Here is a 23,623-nt window from a genome sequence, read left to right on the forward strand (position 1 = left end):
GTTGCGGTCAAAACCGAGGTTACTTGCCGCAACGCACCTCTGCGGTGAAAAAGTCATTAGCGATCTTTGTACATGGTGCGAATATAGCGGGTGCTAACTTTCATTCGCTTCATTTGGCCATTAACTTCAACCATAGCCCATTGGATATTTGGTTTCCATGAGCGGTTGGTGCGGTTTTTAGCGTGGCTCACATTGTGGCCGAAGGAGCGCTTTTTCCCCGTCATTTGGCAGACTGCCATGGGCGGACCTCCGTAGTTTAGACTTAAAAAGAGCCACCCTTGGTGGCTGTACCCGCTGACTATACCATAGGACGCGCTCTGATGCAACTTTTTTAATTCGTTCAGAGCAGGCTGTTTTAAGCTGGCGTTACAACTAGCAATAGTCAACAGCAATGGTAGTTTGGCCATGGGCAGCAGCCAATTATGGCATATGCTAGCTCTTGCATAATCGGGTATCATAAAGCGGTAGCGCGGTTGGTTCCGCGCTATTCTCATCAAAACCGGACGCTCGTGAGCGCCGACCATCGAACCATCTAGTTGCGAGGACTGTTCGAGTGAACGAGAAAACAAGTCTCGCGAATGTGCGCCAAAATGACGCTGGACGCATCGAAGTACATTCTCGCGCCATTGCTACTGTGGTAGCCGGGGCGGTTGTGCGGTGCTACGGTGTTGTGGGCATGGCCCCGCGCAATTTACGCGATAGTGTCGCCCATGTCTTGCGACCAGAAGATCAATATAAAGGCATAGACGTTCAAGTGAGTACCGAGGCAATTACAGTTGATCTGTTTGTGATCATCGAGTATGGCACGCGGATTGCCACAGTTGCCCGTAATATTATGGAAAGCGTCCAATATGCTGTGGTGCATGCACTCGGCGAGGCCAATATCACGGTCAATGTGCATGTCCAAGGCTTACGGATCGAACAAGCTGATAAAGAACCAAAAGATGCAACCGAAGGCCAGCCCAGCCGCTGGCGACGTTTTGGCGTAATGGGAGGTCTGCGTGGACAGCGCACCGAAGAATCAAATTGATGGTACGCGGCTGTTGGCGGTACTCCGCGCAGCCGCCGCATGGTTTAGCCAGAATGTGGCGACTGTCAACGCCCTAAATGTGTTTCCTGTGCCCGATGGCGATACCGGAACCAACATGAACCTTACGCTGACAGCGGCGCTCAAAGATGTTCAGAATGATGCCTCAGTTGCGGTGGTGGCTGAACGGGTCTATCGCGGGGCTTTGATGGGCGCTCGCGGTAACTCGGGCGTGATTCTTTCACAAATTCTGCGCGGACTTTCGCAGGGCATGGCCGGACAGCAGGTTTGTACGCCTGAAATTCTGGTAACTGCGCTTGAACAGGCCGCTACCACTGCCTACAAAGCGGTGATCAAGCCAGTCGAAGGCACGATGCTCACCGTTATTCGCGAAACTAGCGAAGCCACTCGCGCCGGATTTCAGCCCGAAATGAATTGGCATGAAGTTCTGGATTTGATTGTTAAAGGTGCGCGAGTTTCGGTCGATAATACGCCCAACCTCATGAAAATGTTACGTGATGCAGGCGTGGTCGATGCTGGTGGCGAAGGCTTGTATCTGCTCTTTGAGGGTGCACAGGCTTTTGCGCGGGGCGAACAACTTGAACAACGAGTTGCACCTGTCGATCAGTTGGCGATGGCGTTTGACGACATTCATAGCGATGATGATTTTGGCTATTGCACCAACTTTATGATCCAAGGCGAAAATATCCCTTACGAAGATGTGCGCAGCACGATTGCCGAGATGGGCACATCGGTGGTGGCCGTCGGCGATGAGCGCTTGGTCAAGGTGCACTTGCACACGCTACGGCCTGGCGATGCGCTGAATTATGCCGTGCAATGGGGCAGCCTTGGGGCAATTGAAATCACCAATATGGATAAACAGCGCAGCGATCTGCATGCGGCCCAAGCGCAACAAGCCAGCCAACCAGCCCGCGTCAAGCTCGACGAGCCAGTCAGCGATGTTGGAGTGGTCGCGGTTGCACCAGGCCAAGGCTTCCGCGTGCTGTTCGAATCATTAAATGTGGGCGAGGTGGTGACAGGCGGCCAAACTATGAATCCTTCGATCCAAGATTTGGTCACGGCCATCGATAAGTTGCCGCAGCCAGAGGTGATTGTGTTGCCCAATAATAGCAACGTGATTTTGGCAGCGCAACAAGCCCAGCAAGTAACCACAAAAGTTGTGCATGTGATTCCAACCAAAACCGTGCCCCAAGGTATGGCGGCGATGTTTGCCTTTAATTATGCAGTTGGCGCAAACGATAATGTGCAGGCCATGAGCCGCGCGATCAAAGATATTACCACGGCAGAAATTACCACCGCCGTGCGCGATGCTACGGTTAATGATGTTGAAGTGCGCGACGGCCAGACGATTGGCTTGCTCAACGGCGCACTGGTTGAATCTGGCGATCAGCCCGACGAAGTGATTGATCGCATTCTAGCACGGATGGATTTAGACGATCATGAGATCGTTACCATCTATTATGGCGAACAATGTTCGGCGGAACAGGCTGAAGCACTAGCCCACAAAATCAATGCGACCTACCCGGCGCTTGATGTTGAGGTGCAAAACGGCGGACAACCATTTTATGATTACATTCTCTCTGCGGAGTGATACACAGCCCCGTTTCTGACGGCGCGATGGAGATATGTTGGGTTATGGCGCGAGTAAAGATTATTACCGATAGCACTGCTGATATTCCACCAGCACTAGCACAAGAACTGAATATCACCGTTATTCCAATCTATGTGCATTTTGGTGATCAGACGTTGCGAGCTGGAATCGACATTAGCAACGAGCAGTTTTATCGGCGGATGGCCGAGGGTGGGCCGTATCCTTATACGACCGCACCAGCACCAGGAGTGTTTGAACAGTATTATCGTCAATTTTCCCGTGAATATGACGGGGTATTTTCAATTCACTTGTCGAATCGATTCGGTGGCGTGGTTAAAGCGGCGACGATTGCCCGCGATAAATTGCCAGCTTCGCTGACCCGCGTTGAGGTAATTGATAGTACCTCGACTTCGCTAGGCTTAGGTATGGTGGCAATAGCCGCAGCCCGGGCAGCGCTCGATGGAGCCTCAATTGATGAAGTGCATCGCGTTGTCATGCAAACTATTCAATTGACCCATGTGGTGTTTTTTGTTGATTCAATTGATTATCTCGAACGCAGCGGGCGTTTATCCCAAGCCTCAGCCATGCTTGGCTCGATGCAACGGATCAAGCCGTTGTTGATTCTTGATGATGGTGAAATTGTGCCCTACGATCGCACCCGCACCCGAGCCAAAGCGATCGAAGGCTTATTTACCTTTATCGAAGATTTCCCCAAGGTCGAACAAGTGGCAATTATGCACAGCACCACACCTGATGATGTTGAGAAATTGCTCGAAAAGATCGACCCAATCTATCCGCGTGATCAAGTTATGATTGTCGAATATGGGCCAGCGCTTGGGGCGCACCTTGGGCCAAATGCCATGGGTGTGGTGGTCTACGAAGGCATGGAGTAACCCAGCGCCGGATCTGCGCAGCAATCAACCCTTGAATAAACCAAAAGCAACACCCCACGCAGCGCCATTTTCGGCTATTATACGGCTGCGTGGGGTAGCTATTCCCTGAGCGAGCAATGCTTTGCCAATTGGCCGAATGTTGCTCGTAAGAATGTGGCTGGAATAATGCCAGAAGGAGGCCAAGTGGCGATTATTGTAACCGACAGCACTGCTGATATTCCCGCTGGTTTGGCAGCAGAAAACGACATTCATGTGATTCCATTGACAGTTAATTTCGATGCTGAATCATTTGCCGATGGTGTGGAAATTACTCATGATCAATTTTATGCTCGCTTAGTTGAAAGCAACAATTTGCCGACAACCTCGCAGCCTTCAGTCGGCGCGTTTGAGCAATTGTATCGGGCAATTGGCAACGACGAGCCAATTATCTCGATTCATATTGCTGGCAAATTGAGTGGCACAATTCGCTCGGCCCAGCAAGCAGCCGAATTATTGCCCGATTTTGATATTCGGGTGATCGATGTGCAAAGCACCACTATGTCGCAAGGTTGGGCGGCATTATTGGCTGCCCGCGCTGCCAAAGAAGGCAAATCGGCTGATGAGATTGTGGCATTGGTGCATAGCATCGTCGAGCGCACCCGCTTGTTGGCAGCTTTGGATACCTTGCGCTACCTCGAAAAGGGTGGCCGCATTGGCAAAACCCGCGCCTTGCTTGGTACGTTACTGAATGTTAAGCCGATTATCGATGTGCGTGATGGCGAGGTAAAACCGTTCGAGCAAGTGCGCAGCAAGAAAAAAGCTGTGGCCCGCTTGATCGAAGAAGCTCGTAGCATGGCTCCGTTTGAAGAATTAGCGGTGCTCTATTCACGCAATGAAGCTGAAGCTCGCGAATTTGCCCAAAGCCTCAACGAGATTTTCCCCGCTGATCGAATTGTGCTGGCCGAAATTGGCGCGGTCGTGGGAACCCACATCGGCCCGGGTGCACTTGGTTTCACTGGTGTACGTAAAAATAAATAAGGGATCAGGGGTCAGGGATCAGGGGTCGGGGCTGAACATCCATAGCCTTGCCTCTGATCCTTCATCATTATAAACGCTGCGTTTCTGTGTTCGCTAGTAGCGCTCTTTTGATTTTGCCTTTTGCCTTTTGCGTTCTGCCTTCATCCCTCATAATTCATCCTTCATCCTTAACCACAGCGACTTAAGTCATAGCTAGTCGTGCTATAATCGTTCTAAATAGCACAACAAGATTGCTCAATGGTGCGCGACACTCGCATCATTGTTATAGGAGCGCATAGCACCATGGGCTTGTTTGGGAAACGGGCGGATGCGCCAACACAAGAGGCAGTCTTGGCTGCCCTTGCAACGGTGCAAGAGCCAGAACTCGGCGGCAATTTAGTTGCCCGCAAAATGATCAAAGAGCTTAACATTGATGGCGGACGGGTTGTTGTTTTGGTCGATCTCACCACGCCAGCATGTCCATTCAAGGAACAACTGGCCAACGATGTTCGCGCAGCTTTGGCACAAGTGCCGGGCGTAAGCGAAGTCGAGGTCGATTTCACCGCGACCGTGCGGTCATACAATGGGATTCCCGATAAAGCTCGGGTTCCCGGGGTTAGCCATATTTTGGCGGTAGCTTCGGGCAAAGGCGGCGTAGGTAAATCGACGGTTGCAGTCAACTTGGCAGTCGCTTTGGCCCAAGAAGGTGCAAAGGTTGGCTTGCTTGATGCCGATATTTATGGGCCAAGCGCCCCCTTGATGACTGGCGCACGTGGCAAACCAGGCATTACCGAAAATCAAAAAATTGCCCCGCTCGAAGCGCACGGCATCAAAATCATTTCGGTGGGCTATTTTGTTGATGATAGCCAGCCCTTGGTTTGGCGTGGGCCGATGATTTCATCGATGTTGCGCCAATTTTTGTTCGAGGTTGATTGGGGCCATCTCGATTATTTGATCGTCGATTTGCCACCTGGCACTGGCGATATTCAACTCACATTGGCGCAATCGATTCCACTTTCTGGCGCGGTTGTGGTAACGACACCGCAAGATGTAGCCCTTGCTGATGCGATTAAAGGCGTTGAGATGTTCCGCAAGTTGAATGTACCCATCTTGGGGATTGTCGAGAACATGAGCTACTTTATTGCACCTGATACTGGCAAGCGCTACGACATTTTTGGTCATGGCGGCGCTCGAACCGCTAGCAGCAAATTGGGTGTACCATTCTTAGGTGAAATACCTTTGGGCATGCCAATTCGCGAAGGTGGCGATACTGGCCAACCAGCGGTTACCCAAAGCGCCAAAGATGCCTATGCTGATTCGTTCCGCGATGTTGCTCGCACTTTAGCAGGCCGCATCAGTATTGAAACCATGGTGGCGGCCTAGCGCCTTGCCACTGGCAACGCTTCAATGACGCATGGCTGCTGCTATGCGTCATTGTTGTCTGAAAGAGCAAGCCGATGATGCCGATAGAATTGTTGGAACAACCTCAAACGCTGCAAACCCGTAGCAACGCCCCAGCCCACGATGCCCACGGGCGGCGGATTAATTACCTGCGGATTTCATTAACCGATCGCTGTAATTTTCGCTGCTTTTACTGTATGCCTGAATGGGGCATGCAATTTGCACCCAAGCCGGAACTGCTCACCAATGCTGAGTTGATTCGTTTGGTACGGATTATGGCTCAAACTGGCTTTGAAAAAATTCGGCTGACTGGTGGTGAGCCAACTTTGCGCCGCGATTTGGTCAGTCTAGTCGAGGCGATTGCCAATACTCCAGGCATTCGCGAAGTTTCGATGACCACCAATGCTTTATTATTGGCTCCGATCGCTCAGCAATTGGCCGATGCTGGCCTCAAGCGGGTCAATATCAGTATCGATTCGCTCAACCCCGAAAGCTTCCGCAAAATCACGCGTGGCGGCGATTTGGCACGAGTTTGGGCTGGCATCGAAGCCGCTGAGCAGGCTGGGCTGACTCCATTAAAACTCAATTGTGTGGTTGTGCGTGGAGTCAATGATCATGAGGTGCTTAATTTGGCGCGGCTGACGATCGATAAACCTTGGCAAATGCGTTTTATCGAAGTAATGCCCTTGGTTGGCGTAGCCGATGTTGCCGATAATGGAGTTGTGCCCAGCAACCAATTAATCGCACAAATTGAGGCTGAGTTTGGCCTCGATTTTCTTGGTTGGTATGGCGCTGATCCGGCTCGCACCTATCAAATTCCTGGGGCGCAAGGCAAAATTGGCTTTATTAGCTCAATTAGCGACCCGTTTTGTGCCACTTGCAACCGCATGCGGCTCACCGCTGATGGCAAATTACACCTGTGTTTGCTGCGCGATAATGAGCTTGACCTCCGAGCAGCCCTGCGTGGTAGCAGCAGCGACGAAGAGCTAGAAGCCTTAGTTCGCCATGCAGTTTGGATCAAACCATGGGGCCATGGCCTACCTGATGGAGTTAAGCCAACTGTTCGCGGCATGTCGGAGTTAGGTGGTTAAGCGTGTAGCAGAAGGAAACCCCAATGCCAACAGCATTACGCATCAGCGCCAACGAATTGGTCAGTACCGATCAGAGCACGACATTTGGCTATGTTTGCCATTTTGAAAACAACCGTGAATGGTGGTTGCCAGTCACCCATACCCAACATCTCAGCGGCGAAGGTGTTGGCGCAGTGTATGAGGAGCACGCCAAAGTTGCGGGCATTCCCATGAAAATGCTGTTGAAGGTGTATCACTACAACCCACCACAGCAAATCAAATTCACAATTAGCTCAGCATTAATGCAATCGGATATGGATTATCAATTTTTGGTTGAGCCAACCGGCACGCGGATTATCATTAGCACAGCGATTAATTTCAAATGGTTTTTACGCCCATTTGCCCCACTCATGCGTTCAGCCTTAATCAAAGAGGCTAGCCAGCATTTGGGGGTACTCAAAACCGTTTTGGCCCAAAAATTCAGCCAATCAATCAACAAATAAGCTCAATTGCTGCCTAAGTTGTAGCAACTTTATGGTATGCTATACAAAACTTAGACGCTGAGGTCAACATTGTTGCTCAGCGTTTTTTGTTGTTGAAAGGATAACAGCGCAATGGCGCGGACTGATCAATCGAATGAATCGGAAGTTTTAGCAGGCAGTAGTCGGGTTTTACGCTTCGCCTATTGTGTACTGGCAATCTCGGCTGGTGCGCGTGCCTTGTTCCAGGTTGCCACCAAATTCTATCAAGCACCCCTGGCCTATGGTTTAACAACCGTAGCAGCATTAATTTATTGGGTCGCCTTTTTGGGGTTTGGGCGACGCTCACCTCAAGCTTGGCGCATAACCTTGGGCGTATGTGCAATTGAACTTTTAGGCGTGATCACGGTTGGCATTTTGACCTTGATCGAACGCGATTGGTTTCCGAAAGATACTGTTTGGAGCGATTTTGGGATTGGCTATGGCTTTACGCCATTATTATTGCCAATCGCTGGGCTGTGGTTATTGCTTCGCCAAGAAACCCGCCAAGCCTATGGGGTCGCCAATAAACTCTGAACAGCAGCAACAACGGCAGGCCATTCACGACTCGATGGATCGATTAACTCAAAGTGATGGGCGTTTGGCAGCGGCACCAAACGCGCCTCATCACCAGCAGCCAGCGCCTGCTCAACATAGCTTTGGCTGATAGCGAAGGGCACTGGCCCATCATCAGTTCCATGCAACACAATTTGCGGCACATGCAAGGGCAATAAGGCAGCAGGCGAAGCGTCATGATAGCGTTCGGGATAGCTCTCCGGCGAGCCACCCAATAGTTCTTGTACCGCTTGCTGGCTTAGACGGCGCTGATCAGCCAAGGCCAAATCGGCCACACCTGCCAAGCTCACAACCCCTTTTAATGGTAGCGGTTGGGCTTGCCATAGCAGGCTAGTTGAGGCCAATTTAGGCCGCGCCGCCAGCCATAAGGCTAAATGACCACCCGCCGAATGGCCCAAACTAATGACCCGTTGTGGATCAAGCGGATAGTGCTGGGCCAAGCTAGGCACAAAATCGGCAGCTTGGGCAACATCTAAAAAGGTATTTGGCCAGCCACCAGCATTGCCCACTCGCCGATACTCGATATTCCAAGTAGCGTAGCCCAAGGCTGTCAGGGCTGCACAGACATGCCCAATATGTTCAAGATCATAGCGTGCTCGCCAAAACCCCCCATGGACAACGACGACCACTGGGAATGGCCCGATTCCTGGCGGTAAGCGCAAATCAGCAAATTGAAGCGGCTCAGATCCATACCAAATCCGCTGATCAGCAGGCGGCGCAGCCTGTGCCAAAATCGAATCACTCATCATTTGTTCCTAATTATTAAAAAATACATAGTTGTTAATAAAGTTTTAAAGGCGAATAGGACTGTTGGCCTATGGTCAATCCAGCCCTAGCATAGCACGATCTACCCATTATTTCCATGGAACTGCCACGTTTGCAGTCAAGAGGAGTGTCTAGTATGGTTATTCGAAGGATGATGTTTGTTTTGCTGGTTATTTTTAGCTTGAGCACTGTTTCGGCAAAGCCGCTTGAAACGCCCACTGCTGAGCCACTCGACGCAGCAAGCCCCGCTAGCCCAGCCGCCACCAATGCCTACACAATGCGGGCTGGATTTCCGGCGACCAAGCCCAATGGCTCATATTTTTCCTCACCAACCGTCGTTGATTTATTTAAAGATGGCTCACCCGAGATCCTTTCAGCAGATGCCACAGGCTGTATTTGGGGCTACAACATTTACGGCCAATTGCTGCCTGGCTTCCCATGGATGACTGGCGGCGCGTGCGCCAATACCCCACGGATCAATGGTTCGTTGGTAGTCGCTGATATCAACAACGATGGCCTGCTGGAAATTGTGGTTGGTACACGGGGCAAGGGGACGAATGCAGGTCAACGGGGCAAAGTCATTGTCTATCAACGCAATGGGGCAATCTTGAGCGGCTGGCCCAAAGAAATGGAATGGGCCTATATCACCAACGGCAACTTCCCCGAGGTGGTACACGTAGCTGTCGCCGATATTATTGGCGATAGCAAACTTGAAGTGATTGCCACCACCACCAACGAGGCTGGCAGCAATACCAACTTTGCGCCCAATGTCCACGCTTGGTATTACACCGGCAATGCCGTCGCTGGCTATCCCCAAAGTGCTGAAAAGGGTTCGGGTATTTGGGGTCACCCTGCTTTGGCCGATATCGATAATAACGGCTTTTCAGAAATTCTGGTGGGCCGCGATGAAATCTATTTCTATCGCTATAACAATAATGGCACCCAATATAGTGGCTGGCCAATTCGAACCTATACAAATATTAATCAAACCACTTGGAATGTCCATGATTATATGGAATTTACCCGCTCTGGGCCAGCAGTTGCCGACTTGGATGGCGATGGAAGTTACGAGATAATTGCCGCTGGTAAAGTGCGCACACCAGATGGCTTACCGAATAACAACTATGATCCGCAAATTGCTAGCGCGGTTTTCGTGACCGAGCCAGATGGCACCCGCCGCACCGGCTGGACAGATGCCAAACGCGCTGGCGCACCCTTGGATGTCAACTTCACTCCCAATAATCCAATTGTGGTTGCTGATTTGGATAGCGACGGTAAAAAGGAATTTGTGGTAACGTTTGATGATGGTACGATTCGCGCATATCGCGAAAACGGCACGCAAATGTGGTCATATTTCTATGCTGAGGAACCCGTTGCAGGTGCGCCAACTCGCAAAGTATTTGGCAGCGAAGTGGTGATTGCCGATGTTACAGGTGATCGCAAGCTCGATATCGTCTTTGGTACCTATGCATTTGATCGGGTTTATGCAAGCGTTGTGGGGCTATATGCGCTTGATGCCCGCAATGGAGCCTTGCACGCAGGCTTCCCACTGAGCTTGCCCAACGAAGGCACGGCCAGCGATAATAGTGCTGGATCGCAGAAAGGGATTCAAGCAGCTCCAACCATCTCCGATCTCGACAACAATTGCTATCTTGAAATTTTGGCGCATAGTCGGGCTGGCAATATTTATGTTTGGGAAACCCCAGGCCGCAATTTGCCTGAATTAATGCCTTGGCCGATGAGCCGCCAGAACTTGCAGCGCACCGCATGGGTCAAAAACCCACCAGAACCACGCCAACAAGTATTTGCCCCCGAGCAAATTCAAGGTGGCAATTTCAATGTCTATCTGCCAATGACCCGCATGGGTTGCGATTTCTAAAATTATTGTACGAGCAGGGATGGTCGCAACCATCCCTGCTTTGTTAATTATTGCAATGGTAGATTTGGATCAATCTTGTAGCTCTGAACAATTCGCAAAAGATCTGGTTGCAAAGCCTCAAACTGCTCCAACGGCACTAAAATCTGAATGATGCTAATATAGTTACCATCACGCCGCACGTAGCCATCGCCACTCATCGCCAGCAAGCTTTGCTCATCAATAAAACTATAGGAAACATAGGTGTTGCCATCGGCTTGTAGCACTGGCTGATCGATATTAAACTCCGACGATTGCCCGACAATTTGGCTAATAAAATCATTCAAAAACTCAGCTTGGTCGCCAATTAAATTCTGGCTATCATCAACCACCAACAACTGAATAAAAGCTTGCTCAGCGGGATCAACCCAAAAGAGCAAATTATTACCAGCATCGACACTATCACGCATTTGCCAATCGTCGGGTACATCGATCGCAAAGGCTTGGGTGGGGTTGGTATAGGTTTTCAAGCCTTTAATTTCGATAAAGGCTGTGCTATTACCTGGAACGTTGCCCAAATCGGCCACAGTTGGGGTTAGGCGTGGGAGCGGGGTAAATGTCGGGGGAATCGTGGAGGTAAGGGTTGGCTGAACCAAGGTTGGCTCAGGGGTTGCCGTGTTTACTTGGGCAACCACTTGCGTTGTGGGAACCGATGTGGCTGTCGCGCCACCACAGGCGACCAAGCCACAAACCAACAGAAAATAGCTAATCAACCGCATAGATGCTCCTTCGACCAAATCGGTCGGCTCAATGACGGTCTAGAGTGTACTCGATTTTAGCTTAGACAAATTCGCCGCGCTGCCAACGCGCCCATTGTTGCAATTCTTCATAATAATCAGCAACACAAGCAATCCCCGCCTGAATCCCATCATCAAGGTGCAGTAAATCGGCCATGCTCATGCGATTTACATCGGGGCTAAAGAGTAAATCGGGCGGGGTTTCGCGCAAACGTTGCAAGGTAATTTGATGCACCATAATCCCAATTGCGCGTTCAGCTAGCGCCAATTGGGTCAGCGGAACCCAGCGTCGCCACGAAAACAGGCTACTTTGGGCGGCGTTGCTCACCTCAAATTGATCGAATTCGCCAATCAAATTGACGGCAATCACTCGTTCGGCCCCAAGTTGGCGGGTTATATCAATTGGCAAATTATTGCGAATGCCACCATCGGCCAAAATATATTTACCGATGCGGCGAGGTGGAAACACCCCAGGCACTGCCGCACTCGCCAAAGCCGCTTCAACCAACGAGCCACGTTGCAACACCACCTCATGACCAGTCACCAAATCGACAGCCACCGCCGCATAGGGTATCGGCAAATCTTCGATCAGTTGATCGCCCAATAATTCACTGAGCACTCCGGCCAATTTTTCCGAGCCAATCAAGCCCCAACTCGCCGGATCAAGGCTGAGAATTCGGCGCAACGGCGTGGCACGAAAGGCTTGCTCAATCGTCGTGGCATTGTAGCCTGCCGCCACTACTGCCCCAATAATCGCCCCAATGCTGGTTCCAGCCACCATATTTGGTTGGATGCCAACCCGCTCTAATTCATGGAGCACACCGATATGGGCACTGCCCTTGCCACCCCCACCACCAAGACATAAACCAATCGTGCGTTGCATGACCCAACTCCTTAATTAAATGACGCGCTGCGTTAGAGTATAACAGGAATGCGCAAGAACATAGAGCATAGAAGAGTAGGGCTATTGTCTATTGGCTATTTGTAATGGTTTATCGCGTTAACAACGGCCAGCATGCCCTCACCCCCTGACCCCCTCTCCCGCACGCGAGGCGAGGGGGAACCACTCCAGGCGTGCTCCCGCCTGCCGCCGTGGGAGAGGGGCTGGGGGTGAGGGCACGAGCACTGGTTGCCAACCCAATGAACCATTACAGCTATTGACTATCGGGGATGTATTGGAATATCAAAAATCGATAGCCTATAACCTTGTGAACTTACGGTTTGAAATAGAAATTTTTACTATTCACGCCGCGTCTTGATGCTGAGCAATGATGGCTATTGGCTTGGGGCTATTGGCTATCGGAGACGCATTAAACGATCAAAAAGCTATAGCCTTCAGCCTATAGCCAATAGCCATCATTGCTCTTGGCGGTTTCAAAAAATCGCTAGCGATTATGCATCGCTTACAGTACACTTTCGAGTAAGAGCTTAATTAAAAGGAGCAACACTATGTCAAGCGCAATTTTATGGATTTCAATCGCGGTCGTAATTGGCTTGATGCTTTGGAGTTGGAGTAAGCGCTCCGAACGGCCCAGCAGCATGATCAACTTCAATCAATCACCAATTAATCCAGCTCAACCATCAAGCTTCAATTCAGCCAAACTTGATCAAGCCCAAATTCAGGTGTTGCTAAGCCAAGGCAAAAAGCTTGAGGCAATCAAACAAGTTCGGCTGCAAACTAGCCTCGGCTTGAAAGAAGCTAAAGATTATGTCGAAGCAATCGAGCGCGGCCTAAGCCCGATCAGCCCAGTGGTGGTTGAGCCAACAGTGCAGCAACTACCAGAGGATTTGATGCGCGAAGCCCAAATTATTGCTCAGCAAGGCAATAAGATTAAGGCGATTAAACTGGTACGGCAGGCCACCAACTTGAGCCTGAAGGAAGCGAAAGACATGGTTGATAGTTGGTAAGCACAAAACCACGCTGGGCCAGAATCCAGCGTGGTTTTGAGGCATGGTTGCGTCAAGGCGACGCGAGGAGATCCGACAAGCTAGGCTTGTCCGCTGATCAGGCGTTTTTGGCACGCACGGCTAAGGCATGCTCAATTGCCCAAATTGATTGTGGTCGCATGTACATGCTGGCACGGAAGGTACGTTCGATACCCCATGCTTCTGGCGTGCGGAACCACAATCCAAGTTCGTTATAGGTGGCGTTATAGGCTCCCCAAGCGGTTTGCCAGCCTTCAAGATCAAGCCCTTCTTGCAGCATCATGGCCGCAATCGCGTAGGTCGTGCCGCTCCAAACTTCGCTGGCTTGGTTCGAGCTGGTATCAACCGTACCATCTGGATGCATGCCGTTGACCGCACCCAATGCGCCGTTGGCATATTGCATGACATTGAAGCGATAAACCGTTTGCAAGGCCGAGCGAATCATCTCGTGGGGAGCAACCGCTGGCAAGCCAATTGCGCCTGCATACCATTGGCCCACCAATTGATCGGCCATAATCACTTCGCGCAAATCGGTATCAGCGGTGTGATAACGGAAATAAGTGCCATTCCAAAGCTTGGTTTCAAAACTTTGGCGGGCTGCCGCCAGCCATTCGCTCCAAGCAGCGGCTTGACCATGTTCACCCATGCGTTGGGCCAAGCGAATCGCTGCTTCCAAGGCACAAATCAACAAGCTAGCAGAATAGCTGGCCGCGCCGCTCATGGCCCAGGTATCATAGGTTTGGTCGGCTCCGCTATGGTCAAGCAAGCCATCGCCATCGCTATCGAATTGATGAACATATTCCAAAGCAGTTGGAATCGTGTCCCAAGTCGCTTCCAGCATGGCCTGATCGTTCCACAAGCTCACATCGCGATAAATTCGCAAAATATACTTGAGGTTGAGATCTTTCCAGTTATTGATATCTTGAAAGTCGTAGGCATTGGTTTTGATTAATGGTTGCTCTTTGGGCGCACCAAGATCATGCGGCAATGCCCCAGCGGCCTTGCGAATCGCTGGAACTTGAGTTGCCACAATTGTTACAACCGTATCATCAGCATCGTTGACCGTCTTGGAGAAGGCCAAAATTTCGCCACGTTCAAGCTCTGGCCACAGGGCAAAGATGCTCCACGAGCTATAGAACGACACATCGAGCGTGCCATAGAAGGGATAATCGTAGCATTCGAGGTAGCTGAACAAGCCCACAGCATCAGCCGCAGGCTCCGGCTCGCCAACCGCCCGATCAACCCACAACGTCCCACCATCAACCAAATAATAGAGTTCGTTAAAAAGAGCAGATTTATACCAGAGTGGCCGTTGATCATCATTCAGAATTGGGTTTTGCCAAGCTTCAATTGCCTTGCGCCAAGCATCGGCATTGGTCAAACTAGCAACCGCCAAGGCTTGAGCTTGATCGCCGTTCGTGCCCCAGAAATGGGTATAGCGCTTGTACCAGCGGCTTTCATCAGCAAACTCGACGATTGGGAAATCCCATGCGAGGCTGAAGGGAAGCACGGCACTAGCACCAGGTGCTAATTCAAGCGTGACAGCAATCGCCGTTGCGCTACGTTGATCAGCAGCAACCTGTTGGCTGGTTGGATATTCGGCTAATTGACCATCACTAGCAAAATCTTGCCACAGCGCGGCAGCATCTTGCGCAACATCCCAGCATGTCCATTGGCTGACGCTAGCCGATTCTGGTGCTTGCACCGCCCAAGCCCATGTGCCATTATGGCTGCTCAAGGCTTGATCGCTGGATTGGGCCAAAGTTACGCCAACGCTGTTGCCATCGTTCCAAGCGTTGTGTTGACGTTGCAAGGTTAAGCCAGCAGCTTCGACCGCACGGGTATGTTCCCACGTCAGCATTAATCCCAAGCGAACAGTTTCGCTGCCACGGTTGGTTACGCGCCACGTAAACACACCAACTGGAAAGCTACTTTCCTTGAGATTACCTGCCAAGACTGGTGAAAATTGCTCTTGCACCAATTCGAGCGGCCAATCGGGGTGTTGATAATCGAACCAAGCGCGGGGAAAAAGCGCATGATAATTGCCAGCGCCAACTGGATAATTCCAGTTCCAAGTGCTCAATTCATCAGTATCTGGTTGGGTCGTGCATAAGACTTGGGCGGCTTGTTGACTAGCAGTTTGCCAGAAAACACTCCATTGATTCGGCCAAACGCTGCGATGTATGTGTTTGCCAACCTCTAAATGCCAGCGTGACCAATCGCCGCGAAAGTTGCGGCCAATCGCCCCACTGCCCATGCCACCAATTGGCAAACCATGAAAGACTCCATCGTCAATAATCGGCCCATGATCGTGGGCGGCAATCGCCGCATTCGGATAATCGAGGCCAAGTGGGCGTTGCCACGCAGCGAGAGGAATTGAGGGATGGTGGCGTTGTTCGGTCATGATCCTGTGCTCCTATGTTTGGGTGCTGTGCCCAAACACTGATCGATACAGATACAAAACGGCGTGCAGACCTCAGCAACGCCAAAGTCTACACGCCTTTGTTCTGGTTGTTGAGAAAATAAATCTATTTGACTGCGCCAGCGGTGAGGCCAGCGATAAAACGCTTTTGCAACAGGAAGAACATCGCGGCAACTGGCAGAATAATCACCACCGACGCTGCCGAAAGCAACTCGTAGCGATTTTGCGAGCCAGCCACCCCCGTGAATTGGCGAATCCCGACCGGAATCGTTTGAACGTTCAAAACCCATGCAAACAACAATTCGTCCCATGCAGTCAAGAACACAAAGATCGCGGTTGAAATCACACCTGGGCCTGCCAATGGCATAACGATATAGACAAAGGCTTGGAAGCGAGTTGCTCCATCGACCATGGCCTGTTCTTCCAAATCTATTGGAATCGTCGCAAAGAAACTGCGCTGAATCCAGAGCGAGATTGGCAAGAAGAACCCAACATACAGCACAATCGCGCCAAAATTGGTGCCAATCAAGGGAATTCCAAGGTTATTTTTCATCCAAAGGAAGGTCATATACAACGGAATCAGGAACAGCGTGCCAGGCACTAATTGGGTTCCCAAAATCGCCATACTCAACCCACCAGCACCCGGAAAGCGGAACCGTGCCAAGGCATAGCCCGACATCGATGCCAAAATCGTGACAACCAGTGTGGTAATGCCACAAATAATTAAGCTATTGCTGAAATAGGTACCAAACTTAACCCGTGTCCACATCTCGTTATAATTTTCAAATCGCCAGTCGCTTGGAAAGAAATTACTGCCAACTGCGAACTCTTCGCGCGATTTGAACGAGCCAACCACCAAGAAGATAATTGGCAACAACATCAAGGCAATGATCACCAGCAATAAGATATCGCCACCACGATCAAGTAACCATGCTTTATAGTTAATGGTTGCGCGTGCAGGTCGGGCCGATTCGGCCTTTTTACTGAGCGAAACACCCATAAACGGCCTCCTTATTCAGCCCGCAAGCTATCGCGAAATGCACGATACCAAATGCCAACAAAGACCAACAGCATGCCCATCAGGATCACTGAGGCTGCCGAACCAAATCCATATAAGTGGCGTTCCCACGTTTGGCGGGTAATTGCTGGTACGAGCAAGTCGGCGTATTCGCCTGCGAAACCGGTACCACCGCCAAACATTTGCACAGCGATATTATAGCCACCATAGAAACCATTAATCAAGCCAAACAACACCTGGGTTCCGGCAATCGGCTTAATCAGGGGCAAGGTAATGTGGCGAAAGCGCTGCCAACCGTTGGCTCCATCGAGCGAAGCCGCTTCGTAGAGGTCGGTTGGAATCACCTGAATTGCCGCGAGGAACATAATCGTTGTGAAGGGTAAACCCCGCCAAACCGTGGCAATTACCAAGGCATACAACGAGTTAGGGCCAATCAACCAAGTAATTGGGGTATCAACGATATTCAAGCCAAGCAAGATTTTATTGGCAAGGCCACCTTGTTCAAGCCAAATAAAGTTGAAAATTGTTCCGGTTACAAAGGTTGGCACGACCCACGGCAACAACACAAGGGTGCGGGCAATCCCACGCCAGCGGAATTCACGATTCAGCAACATGGCCAGAATCAAACCCAAGCCGAGTGTGCCAATATTGGTCCAAATGGTATAGACTAATGTATTTGAGGCAGCATTAATTAGGCCAGTTACCCGCGAGCTTGCGCCAGCTTCGCCAAGCCCAAAGATCGCGTTGAAGACTTCGATGTAGTATTTTAGCCCAACGAATGGTGCTCGAAGATAGAGGGTTAAGGTTGTAAGGCGAACATCGAGGAGTGAAAGATACAACCCTTGGACAATCGGAATCAAGTGCACAACCATCATCGCCACAAAGGTTGGAGCGATAAATTTATATGCTAGGCTGTTTTGCCGAATCCGTTGCCAGAGTGAGAGTTTATTTTTTTTTGGTGCCAGAGCCATAAACGTCGCTCCATTGCGTGGATGCAGTGGTGGACGTGGCGCAGAGAGCAAACACCCTGCGCCACGACACTCGTCCGATTAGTTACCCAACAATTCGTTGACAGTTTGAGCAGCTTGATCCAAGCGGGTCTTGACAGCTTCAGGGCTGACTGGACCGCCAGCGGTTGCTACATCGTCCCAGAGTGAACCAAGTTGTTCGTTGAGAACGCTCTCAACTTGACCCCATTCAGCGATTGGAGCTGAGGTTTTGCCCTTAGCAGCAGCTGAGATGAAGACGCTATACAAGGCATCGCTGGCGATGCTAGCATCGGCTTGAGCAGTCTTGGTTGCTGGCAACATCCCGATGGCTTGGCTGTAGCGCAATTGTGATTCGTTAGCAGCCAAGAATTGAACGAACTTGACAGCGGCATCGGCGTTTTCGCAGCTCTTCAAGATGGCCAAGTTGCTACCACCAACGAAGGTGTATGAGCCACCAGGACCAGCTGGGAATTCGGCATAGGCCAAGTTGTCGGCCACGGTGCGGTTAGCCCAGCCACCAGCGTCGGCAGCAGTGCGAGCATTGCTGATCAACCATGGGCCAGTGATCGCGCTGAAGGTGCGGCCATCGCCAAAGCTGGCATCAACTTGGGCTGAGTTCAATTCCAAGGTGTTGGTAACGGTCAATTTGCTGCTGTAGAGGTTAGCAAATTCTGAAACCCCAGCCACAGCTGCTTCTGAGTTGAAGGTTGCTTCGCTGAGATCGCTGCTCAACAAATCACCACCGCTGTTCCAAATCCACATTGAGCTATTTTGCCAAACGTTCCAGTCGTTGCGGCCTGGGAAAGCGATCCCAGCAACGTCAGGATTTTGTTCTTGGATAGTAGCCAAGGTAGCCTTGAAGCTGGTCCAATCCTTGAAGGCTTCTTCTGGCTTCAAGCCAGCTTTTTCCAACAAGTCTTTGCGATAGGCCAAAGCGCGAACATCAGCAAACCATGGAATCGAGAACGTGCCTTCCATACCTTGCAATTGTGAGGTTGCCCATGAAGCGGCGACAAAGCTATCGCTGCCACCCATGGCGGTGATTTCTTCTGCGGTGAATGGGCGTAAGCCACCCATTGCAGCAAAGGTTGGGTTCCAGGTCGTACCCAATTGGGTCAGACATGGGCCTTCACCACCTTGAACTGAGGTTTGGATGCGTTGGAAAGCTGCACCCCAGTCGAGCATTTCTGGCTCAACGTTAATGCCAGGGTTAGCTTTTTCGAAGGCATCGATTTCAGCTTGGATGGCATCAGCTGGAGCAGCACCGTTAGGCATGTGCCACAGCTTCAAGGTAACAACATCGCCACCAGCTGGCTCAGCGGTCGCTGGTTCAGCAGTTGCGGCAACTTCGGTTGGAGCATCAGCAGCAGTTGGTTCAACTTGAGCCGCAGTAGTTGCGGTGGCGGCTGGAGCAGTCGTTGCTGTGGGAGCGGTCTCAGCTCCACCACAAGCAACCAAGATCATTGAAATCAGAGTTAAGAGGCTTAGCCAAGTAATAAACGGACGGCGTGAGCGTTGCATACGAATCCTCCTTGATTCCGGCGTTGAGTGAGTTGAACAACTATGTCCATTCGAACTCATTTGGGATCGCTCCCAAAAACTCCCGTGTTCGACAGACCATACGATCTAGTGAATCCGTGGGTGCTGTTTAGGCGACCCGTGGCCCGCACGATTGGCGTAAGACTAACGAAGGTGAGAGACGGATGTGTTGCTGGAGCGGTGGTCGCCCTTCGAGATGGTCAAGCAACATCGTGGCGGCAGTACAACCAAGCTTCTGAATTGGTTGGTGAATTGTCGTCAGGGCGGGGGTTGTATAGGCCGCGCCTGGCACATCATCAAAGCCGATCAGCGAAATATCGTGGGGAGCATGTAACCCGGCCTCGTAAATAGCCCGTAAGGCTCCTAATGCCATGGTGTCGCTGGCCACAAAGACAGCGCTTGGTCGCTGTTCGAGGCTAAGCAATTGGCGCATTGCAGCATAGCCACCCTCTTGGGTAAATTCGCCCTCGATCATCAACGAATGCTCGATGGCAACGCCTGCTTGCAATAACGCTTGCTTATAGCCGTCACGGCGATCAATGGCGGTTTTCATCTGCAGTAGGCCTGTAATCGCCCCAATCCGTCGATGGCCAAGTTGCAATAAATGGCTGACTGCTAGCACTGCCCCGGCCCGATTTGCCACGTCAACGGTATACATTGGCTGCATATACGGGTGTTCGCCGATTAAGACCAACGGCATTTGGTCGTTAATCAGCAAGGGTAACACTGGGTCATCAATATCGCTTGAAAGCATCAACAGACCGTCGGTCATCCGACTGCGTAATACCCGCTGATAGAAATCCCGTTCTTGGGTTCCGGTCACCATCGAAAGCATCACCGAATAATCCCGCTCAGAACAGGTTTCGGTAATTCCTTGGATAATTAATGGGAAGAATGGGTCAGTGAAGATAATTGCCGAGCTGCGTGGGATCAACAGGGTCACCACATTGGTTCGGCGGCTTGCCAGACTACGAGCGGCTGCCTGCGGAACGTATTCTTGTTCGCGAATAACTTCCAACACCCGTTGTCGCACTTCGGGCCGCACGCTGGGATGATTGTTGATTACCCGCGAAACGGTCGAGCGTGAAACATTAGCAAGTTGGGCTATTTGGCGAATCGTGAGTTGTTCCACGGCGAAACCCCACAAACTGATTTAAATTACTTTGGAACCGGTCTCAGAAGTCTTGGGGAGAGAATAAAAGATCTTATGTATTTTGTCAAGCAGTTGTTTTCTGAAAATGCTCTCTAGCTCTCTTAATAGGTATGTAGTAGCTGTTTAGCCCTTCAGAATAAGCTAAAGCTAAATCTAAAAACTTTTTAAAATTTACGCTTGACAAGTTGGATTGAATCATTTAGGATATTTTTACTTTCATAACAAACTGTGTTTGGGAGCGATCTCATTCCATCACTGCATCACTCTCCTCTCTCCTAGCCTCTCGGCAAGTACTAGATCTATTGGTATTGGGATCGGTCTCAATTCCAGATCAAGTCAGCCGACAGCAACCACAGTGACCATAGCCGTCCTGATGTGCCAAGCAGCACACCAGCCAATGCAAACAAAATGCCTTCAATGCAGGAAGGAGTATCCAATGATGAGTACACCGCTCGAACGTTCGAGCCGACGCTGGCGGATTCTCGCCGGATTCGTTGCTTGTTTGCTGATTGCAGGGTTAATTATTAGCCCAACCACCCCCACCAAAGCCGCCGAGCCACCTTATGCGTATGGCGAGGCACTGCAAAAGTCCTTTTTCTTCTACGAAGCCCAACAAGCTGGACCAAAACCAAGCTGGAATCGCGTTTCATGGCGCGGCGATTCGGTGCTGACCGATGGCGCTGATGTTGGTCTCAATCTCAGTGGCGGTTGGTTCGATGCAGGCGATCACGTTAAATTCGGCTTTCCAATGGCAGCTTCGGCCACAATGCTGGCTTGGGGCGCGGTCGAATATCGCGATGCCTATGCCCAAAGCGGCCAACTTGACGAATTACTGAACAATTTGCGCTTCGTCAACAACTACTTCATCAATGCCCATCCCTCACCAAACGTGCTTTACGGCCAAGTTGGCAATGGTGGCAAAGACCACGCCTTCTGGGGACCATCTGAAATTATTCACCTTGACGACCAAGCTGGCCCACGCCCATCGTACAAAATTGATGCAACCTGTGGTGGCTCGGATTTGGCTGGCGAAACCGCCGCTGCAATGGCCGCCTCATCGATGGTCTTCCGACCAACCGACCCAGCATATGCTGATACCTTGCTGGGCCATGCTCGCCAACTGTACACCTTTGCCGACACAGTGCGCGGCAAATATAGCGACTGTATCACCGATGCTACCTCGTTCTACAACTCGTGGAGCGGTTACAACGATGAGTTGGTTTGGGGCGCAATTTGGCTCTATCGCGCTACGGGCGAAGCCAGCTACCTGAGCAAGGCCGAGCAATATTATGCCAATCTCAGCACCGAGCCTCAAAGCACGATCAAATCGTATCGCTGGAGCATCGCATGGGATGATAAATCCTATGGCTGTTATTTGTTGCTGGCCAAATTGACAGGCAAACAACAATATAAAGATGATACTGAACGCTGGTTGGATTATTGGACGGTTGGCTATAACGGCCAACGCATCACCTATTCGCCGGGTGGTTTGGCTCAGTTGGATACTTGGGGAGCCTTGCGCTACTCAGCCAACACCTCATTTGCCGCCTTTGTCTACAGCGATTACATCACCGATGTCACCAAAAAAGCTCGCTACCACGATTTTGCAGTCAGCCAAATTAACTATATGCTGGGCAGCAATCCCCGCAACAGTAGCTATGTGGTTGGCTTTGGCAATAATTCACCAGTCAATGTCCACCATCGCACCGCCCACGGATCATGGACCGATTCATTGAGCAATCCAGTCAATCAACGCCATATTTTGTATGGGGCATTGGTTGGTGGTCCAGCCAAGGGTTCGGGCGATGCCTACACCGATAGCCGCAGCGACTATATTGCCAATGAAGTGGCGACTGACTATAACGCTGGTTTTACCAGCGCCTTGGCTCGGATGTACAGCGAATTTGGTGGCGCTCCACTCGCCAGCTTCCCACCAATCGAAACACCTGAAGATGAATTTTTCGTGGAAGCCAAAGTTAATGCTTCAGGCCCACGCTTCATCGAAATTAGCGGTGTGTTGCACAACCAAAGTGCTTGGCCGGCCCGCAACGCAACCAAACTTAGCTATCGCTACTTTGTTGATTTGAGCGAAGTGTTTGCTGCTGGCTATGGTTTGAGCGACGTTACGGTCAGCACCGCCTACACCCAAGGTTCAGGCGTTTCAGGCTTGAAGCAATGGGCTGGCACGATTTACTATGTCGAAATTGGCTTCGCTGGAGTCAATGTCTACCCCGGTGGTCAATCTGAATCACGCAAAGAAGTGCAATTCCGGCTTTCATTGCCAACTAACACTAACGCCCAACAATGGGACAATACCAATGACTGGTCGTTCAATGGCGTTGGCACCAGCACCGATCGGGTTAAAACCCGCCGGATTCCAGTGTATGACAATGGCGTGAAGGTCTTTGGTGATGAGCCAGGTGGCAGCAACGTAACCCCAACCGCAACCAGCTTGCCAACCAACACGGCTACACCAACCGTGCGCCCAACCAATACCGCAACCCCAACCACGGGGCCAAGCGCAACCCCAACTATTCGCCCAACCAACACTGCAACTCCAACCGTTGGCCCAAGCGCAACCCCAACCATCCGCCCAACTAACACGCCAACGGCATTACCAACCAACACACCGTTGCCAACTAACACCCCAGTCGCTGGGGCATGCCAAGTCAAGTATCGCATTCCCAACGATTGGGGCAGCGGCTTCCTTGGTGATGTCACAATTACCAATGGTGGCGCAGCGATCAACAGTTGGAACTTGACCTGGAGCTTCGCAGGCAATCAACAAATCACTAACCTCTGGAGTGGGGTGGTGAGCCAAACTGGCCAAAACGTCAGCGTCAGCAACGCTGGCTGGAATGGCAGCCTTGCCAGCGGTGGTTCAGTCAACTTCGGCTTCCAAGCAACCAACAACGGAACCAATAGCATTCCCGCAAGCTTCAGCCTGAATGGTGCAGCTTGTACGATTGCGCCATAACCAACGAATCAGCAAATCCTCGGCAATGTTTGCAGCGAACAATCCGCGCTGTTTTATGCAAGCATTGCCTGGGCTACGCTGGCTAGTTG

The 23,623-nt window shown here is 51.1% G+C and carries 20 protein-coding genes; 11 read left to right on the forward strand and 9 right to left on the reverse strand.

Annotation, left to right across the window (positions count from 1 at the left end; all coding sequences use genetic code 11):
• Nucleotides 1-56 precede the first annotated feature (56 nt).
• Nucleotides 57-407 (reverse strand): 50S ribosomal protein L28, encoded by a 351-nt coding sequence (gene rpmB, locus ABEB26_RS26990; RefSeq protein ID WP_486348323.1) that lies wholly within the window; start codon nt 405-407, stop codon nt 57-59.
• 146 nt (nt 408-553) lie between these two features.
• Between rpmB and ABEB26_RS22190 the strand changes: the two genes are divergently transcribed.
• The 8 genes from ABEB26_RS22190 (at nt 554) to ABEB26_RS22225 (ending at nt 8,054) form a co-directional block, all read left to right on the forward strand.
• A complete protein-coding gene (locus ABEB26_RS22190; protein WP_012187925.1) occupies nt 554-1,030 on the forward strand; it encodes an Asp23/Gls24 family envelope stress response protein in 477 nt (158 codons plus the stop codon).
• Nucleotides 1,002-2,639 (forward strand): DAK2 domain-containing protein, encoded by a 1,638-nt coding sequence (locus ABEB26_RS22195; protein ID WP_345724272.1) that lies wholly within the window; start codon nt 1,002-1,004, stop codon nt 2,637-2,639. The genes ABEB26_RS22190 and ABEB26_RS22195 overlap by 29 nt, the downstream gene beginning before the upstream one ends.
• 44 nt (nt 2,640-2,683) lie before the next feature.
• Nucleotides 2,684-3,532, forward strand: a complete 849-nt coding sequence (locus ABEB26_RS22200) for a DegV family protein (protein ID WP_345724273.1) — start codon at nt 2,684-2,686, stop codon at nt 3,530-3,532.
• Between the two features lie 183 nt (nt 3,533-3,715).
• Nucleotides 3,716-4,549 (forward strand): DegV family protein, encoded by an 834-nt coding sequence (locus tag ABEB26_RS22205; RefSeq protein ID WP_012187922.1) that lies wholly within the window; start codon nt 3,716-3,718, stop codon nt 4,547-4,549.
• A gap of 282 nt (nt 4,550-4,831) precedes the next feature.
• Nucleotides 4,832-5,911: an iron-sulfur cluster carrier protein ApbC gene (gene apbC, locus ABEB26_RS22210; protein ID WP_345724274.1), complete on the forward strand. Its 1,080-nt coding sequence runs from the start codon at nt 4,832-4,834 to the stop codon at nt 5,909-5,911.
• Between the two features lie 74 nt (nt 5,912-5,985).
• The gene (gene moaA / locus ABEB26_RS22215) at nt 5,986-7,020 is read left to right on the forward strand and encodes a GTP 3',8-cyclase MoaA (protein WP_345724275.1); all 1,035 of its coding nucleotides are present in this window, start codon (nt 5,986-5,988) and stop codon (nt 7,018-7,020) included.
• 23 nt (nt 7,021-7,043) lie between these two features.
• The gene (locus tag ABEB26_RS22220) at nt 7,044-7,502 is read left to right on the forward strand and encodes an SRPBCC family protein (RefSeq protein ID WP_345724276.1); all 459 of its coding nucleotides are present in this window, start codon (nt 7,044-7,046) and stop codon (nt 7,500-7,502) included.
• Nucleotides 7,503-7,613: 111 nt separating this feature from the next.
• Nucleotides 7,614-8,054 (forward strand): hypothetical protein, encoded by a 441-nt coding sequence (locus tag ABEB26_RS22225; protein WP_345724277.1) that lies wholly within the window; start codon nt 7,614-7,616, stop codon nt 8,052-8,054.
• Here ABEB26_RS22225 and ABEB26_RS22230 read toward each other — a convergent pair.
• Nucleotides 8,030-8,842: an alpha/beta hydrolase family protein gene (locus ABEB26_RS22230; protein WP_345724278.1), complete on the reverse strand. Its 813-nt coding sequence runs from the start codon at nt 8,840-8,842 to the stop codon at nt 8,030-8,032. The two genes, ABEB26_RS22225 and ABEB26_RS22230, sit on opposite strands and share 25 nt — an antisense overlap.
• A gap of 152 nt (nt 8,843-8,994) precedes the next feature.
• Here ABEB26_RS22230 and ABEB26_RS22235 point away from each other — a divergent pair, with 152 nt between their 5' ends.
• Nucleotides 8,995-10,737 (forward strand): FG-GAP repeat domain-containing protein, encoded by a 1,743-nt coding sequence (locus ABEB26_RS22235; RefSeq protein ID WP_345724279.1) that lies wholly within the window; start codon nt 8,995-8,997, stop codon nt 10,735-10,737.
• 47 nt (nt 10,738-10,784) lie between these two features.
• On the opposite strand, the gene ABEB26_RS22240 is transcribed toward ABEB26_RS22235, so the two are convergent.
• On the reverse strand, nt 10,785-11,492 hold the full coding sequence (locus ABEB26_RS22240; RefSeq protein WP_345724281.1) for a hypothetical protein: 708 nt from the start codon (nt 11,490-11,492) through the stop codon (nt 10,785-10,787).
• A gap of 61 nt (nt 11,493-11,553) precedes the next feature.
• Nucleotides 11,554-12,393: a patatin-like phospholipase family protein gene (locus tag ABEB26_RS22245; protein ID WP_345724282.1), complete on the reverse strand. Its 840-nt coding sequence runs from the start codon at nt 12,391-12,393 to the stop codon at nt 11,554-11,556.
• Nucleotides 12,394-12,959: 566 nt separating this feature from the next.
• Here ABEB26_RS22245 and ABEB26_RS22250 point away from each other — a divergent pair.
• A complete protein-coding gene (locus ABEB26_RS22250) occupies nt 12,960-13,418 on the forward strand; it encodes a ribosomal protein L7/L12 (RefSeq protein WP_345724283.1) in 459 nt (152 codons plus the stop codon).
• 97 nt (nt 13,419-13,515) lie between these two features.
• On the opposite strand, the gene ABEB26_RS22255 is transcribed toward ABEB26_RS22250, so the two are convergent.
• From ABEB26_RS22255 to ABEB26_RS22275, 5 genes are all read right to left on the reverse strand, one after another.
• Nucleotides 13,516-15,840, reverse strand: a complete 2,325-nt coding sequence (locus ABEB26_RS22255; RefSeq protein WP_345724284.1) for a GH116 family glycosyl hydrolase — start codon at nt 15,838-15,840, stop codon at nt 13,516-13,518.
• A 124-nt stretch (nt 15,841-15,964) separates the two neighbouring features.
• The gene (locus ABEB26_RS22260) at nt 15,965-16,858 is read right to left on the reverse strand and encodes a carbohydrate ABC transporter permease (protein WP_345724285.1); all 894 of its coding nucleotides are present in this window, start codon (nt 16,856-16,858) and stop codon (nt 15,965-15,967) included.
• An 11-nt stretch (nt 16,859-16,869) separates the two neighbouring features.
• Nucleotides 16,870-17,847 carry a carbohydrate ABC transporter permease gene (locus ABEB26_RS22265; protein WP_345724286.1) on the reverse strand — a complete coding sequence of 326 codons (978 nt, stop codon included), beginning with the start codon at nt 17,845-17,847 and terminating at the stop codon, nt 16,870-16,872.
• Between the two features lie 78 nt (nt 17,848-17,925).
• Nucleotides 17,926-19,386 carry a sugar ABC transporter substrate-binding protein gene (locus ABEB26_RS22270; protein WP_345724287.1) on the reverse strand — a complete coding sequence of 487 codons (1,461 nt, stop codon included), beginning with the start codon at nt 19,384-19,386 and terminating at the stop codon, nt 17,926-17,928.
• 127 nt (nt 19,387-19,513) lie between these two features.
• The gene (locus ABEB26_RS22275) at nt 19,514-20,536 is read right to left on the reverse strand and encodes a LacI family DNA-binding transcriptional regulator (protein ID WP_345724288.1); all 1,023 of its coding nucleotides are present in this window, start codon (nt 20,534-20,536) and stop codon (nt 19,514-19,516) included.
• Between the two features lie 457 nt (nt 20,537-20,993).
• Between ABEB26_RS22275 and ABEB26_RS22280 the strand changes: the two genes are divergently transcribed.
• A complete protein-coding gene (locus ABEB26_RS22280; RefSeq protein WP_345724289.1) occupies nt 20,994-23,534 on the forward strand; it encodes a glycoside hydrolase family 9 protein in 2,541 nt (846 codons plus the stop codon).
• Nucleotides 23,535-23,623: the final 89 nt, after the last annotated feature.

This window comes from Herpetosiphon gulosus (genome assembly GCF_039545135.1).
Classification (GTDB): domain Bacteria; phylum Chloroflexota; class Chloroflexia; order Chloroflexales; family Herpetosiphonaceae; genus Herpetosiphon; species Herpetosiphon gulosus.

Coding starts and splice junctions, on each gene's coding strand:
- ABEB26_RS22265 (WP_345724286.1), bottom strand. CDS start 17,847: ATGGCTCTGGCACCAAAAAAAAATAAACTCTCACTCTGGCAACGGATT.
- ABEB26_RS22230 (WP_345724278.1), bottom strand. CDS start 8,842: ATGATGAGTGATTCGATTTTGGCACAGGCTGCGCCGCCTGCTGATCAG.
- ABEB26_RS22220 (WP_345724276.1), top strand. CDS start 7,044: ATGCCAACAGCATTACGCATCAGCGCCAACGAATTGGTCAGTACCGAT.
- ABEB26_RS22280 (WP_345724289.1), top strand. CDS start 20,994: ATGATGAGTACACCGCTCGAACGTTCGAGCCGACGCTGGCGGATTCTC.
- moaA (WP_345724275.1), top strand. CDS start 5,986: ATGATGCCGATAGAATTGTTGGAACAACCTCAAACGCTGCAAACCCGT.
- ABEB26_RS22270 (WP_345724287.1), bottom strand. CDS start 19,386: ATGCAACGCTCACGCCGTCCGTTTATTACTTGGCTAAGCCTCTTAACT.
- ABEB26_RS22250 (WP_345724283.1), top strand. CDS start 12,960: ATGTCAAGCGCAATTTTATGGATTTCAATCGCGGTCGTAATTGGCTTG.
- ABEB26_RS22255 (WP_345724284.1), bottom strand. CDS start 15,840: ATGACCGAACAACGCCACCATCCCTCAATTCCTCTCGCTGCGTGGCAA.
- ABEB26_RS22235 (WP_345724279.1), top strand. CDS start 8,995: ATGGTTATTCGAAGGATGATGTTTGTTTTGCTGGTTATTTTTAGCTTG.
- rpmB (WP_486348323.1), bottom strand. CDS start 407: ATGGCCAAACTACCATTGCTGTTGACTATTGCTAGTTGTAACGCCAGC.
- ABEB26_RS22260 (WP_345724285.1), bottom strand. CDS start 16,858: ATGGGTGTTTCGCTCAGTAAAAAGGCCGAATCGGCCCGACCTGCACGC.
- ABEB26_RS22245 (WP_345724282.1), bottom strand. CDS start 12,393: ATGCAACGCACGATTGGTTTATGTCTTGGTGGTGGGGGTGGCAAGGGC.
- apbC (WP_345724274.1), top strand. CDS start 4,832: ATGGGCTTGTTTGGGAAACGGGCGGATGCGCCAACACAAGAGGCAGTC.
- ABEB26_RS22225 (WP_345724277.1), top strand. CDS start 7,614: ATGGCGCGGACTGATCAATCGAATGAATCGGAAGTTTTAGCAGGCAGT.
- ABEB26_RS22240 (WP_345724281.1), bottom strand. CDS start 11,492: ATGCGGTTGATTAGCTATTTTCTGTTGGTTTGTGGCTTGGTCGCCTGT.
- ABEB26_RS22200 (WP_345724273.1), top strand. CDS start 2,684: ATGGCGCGAGTAAAGATTATTACCGATAGCACTGCTGATATTCCACCA.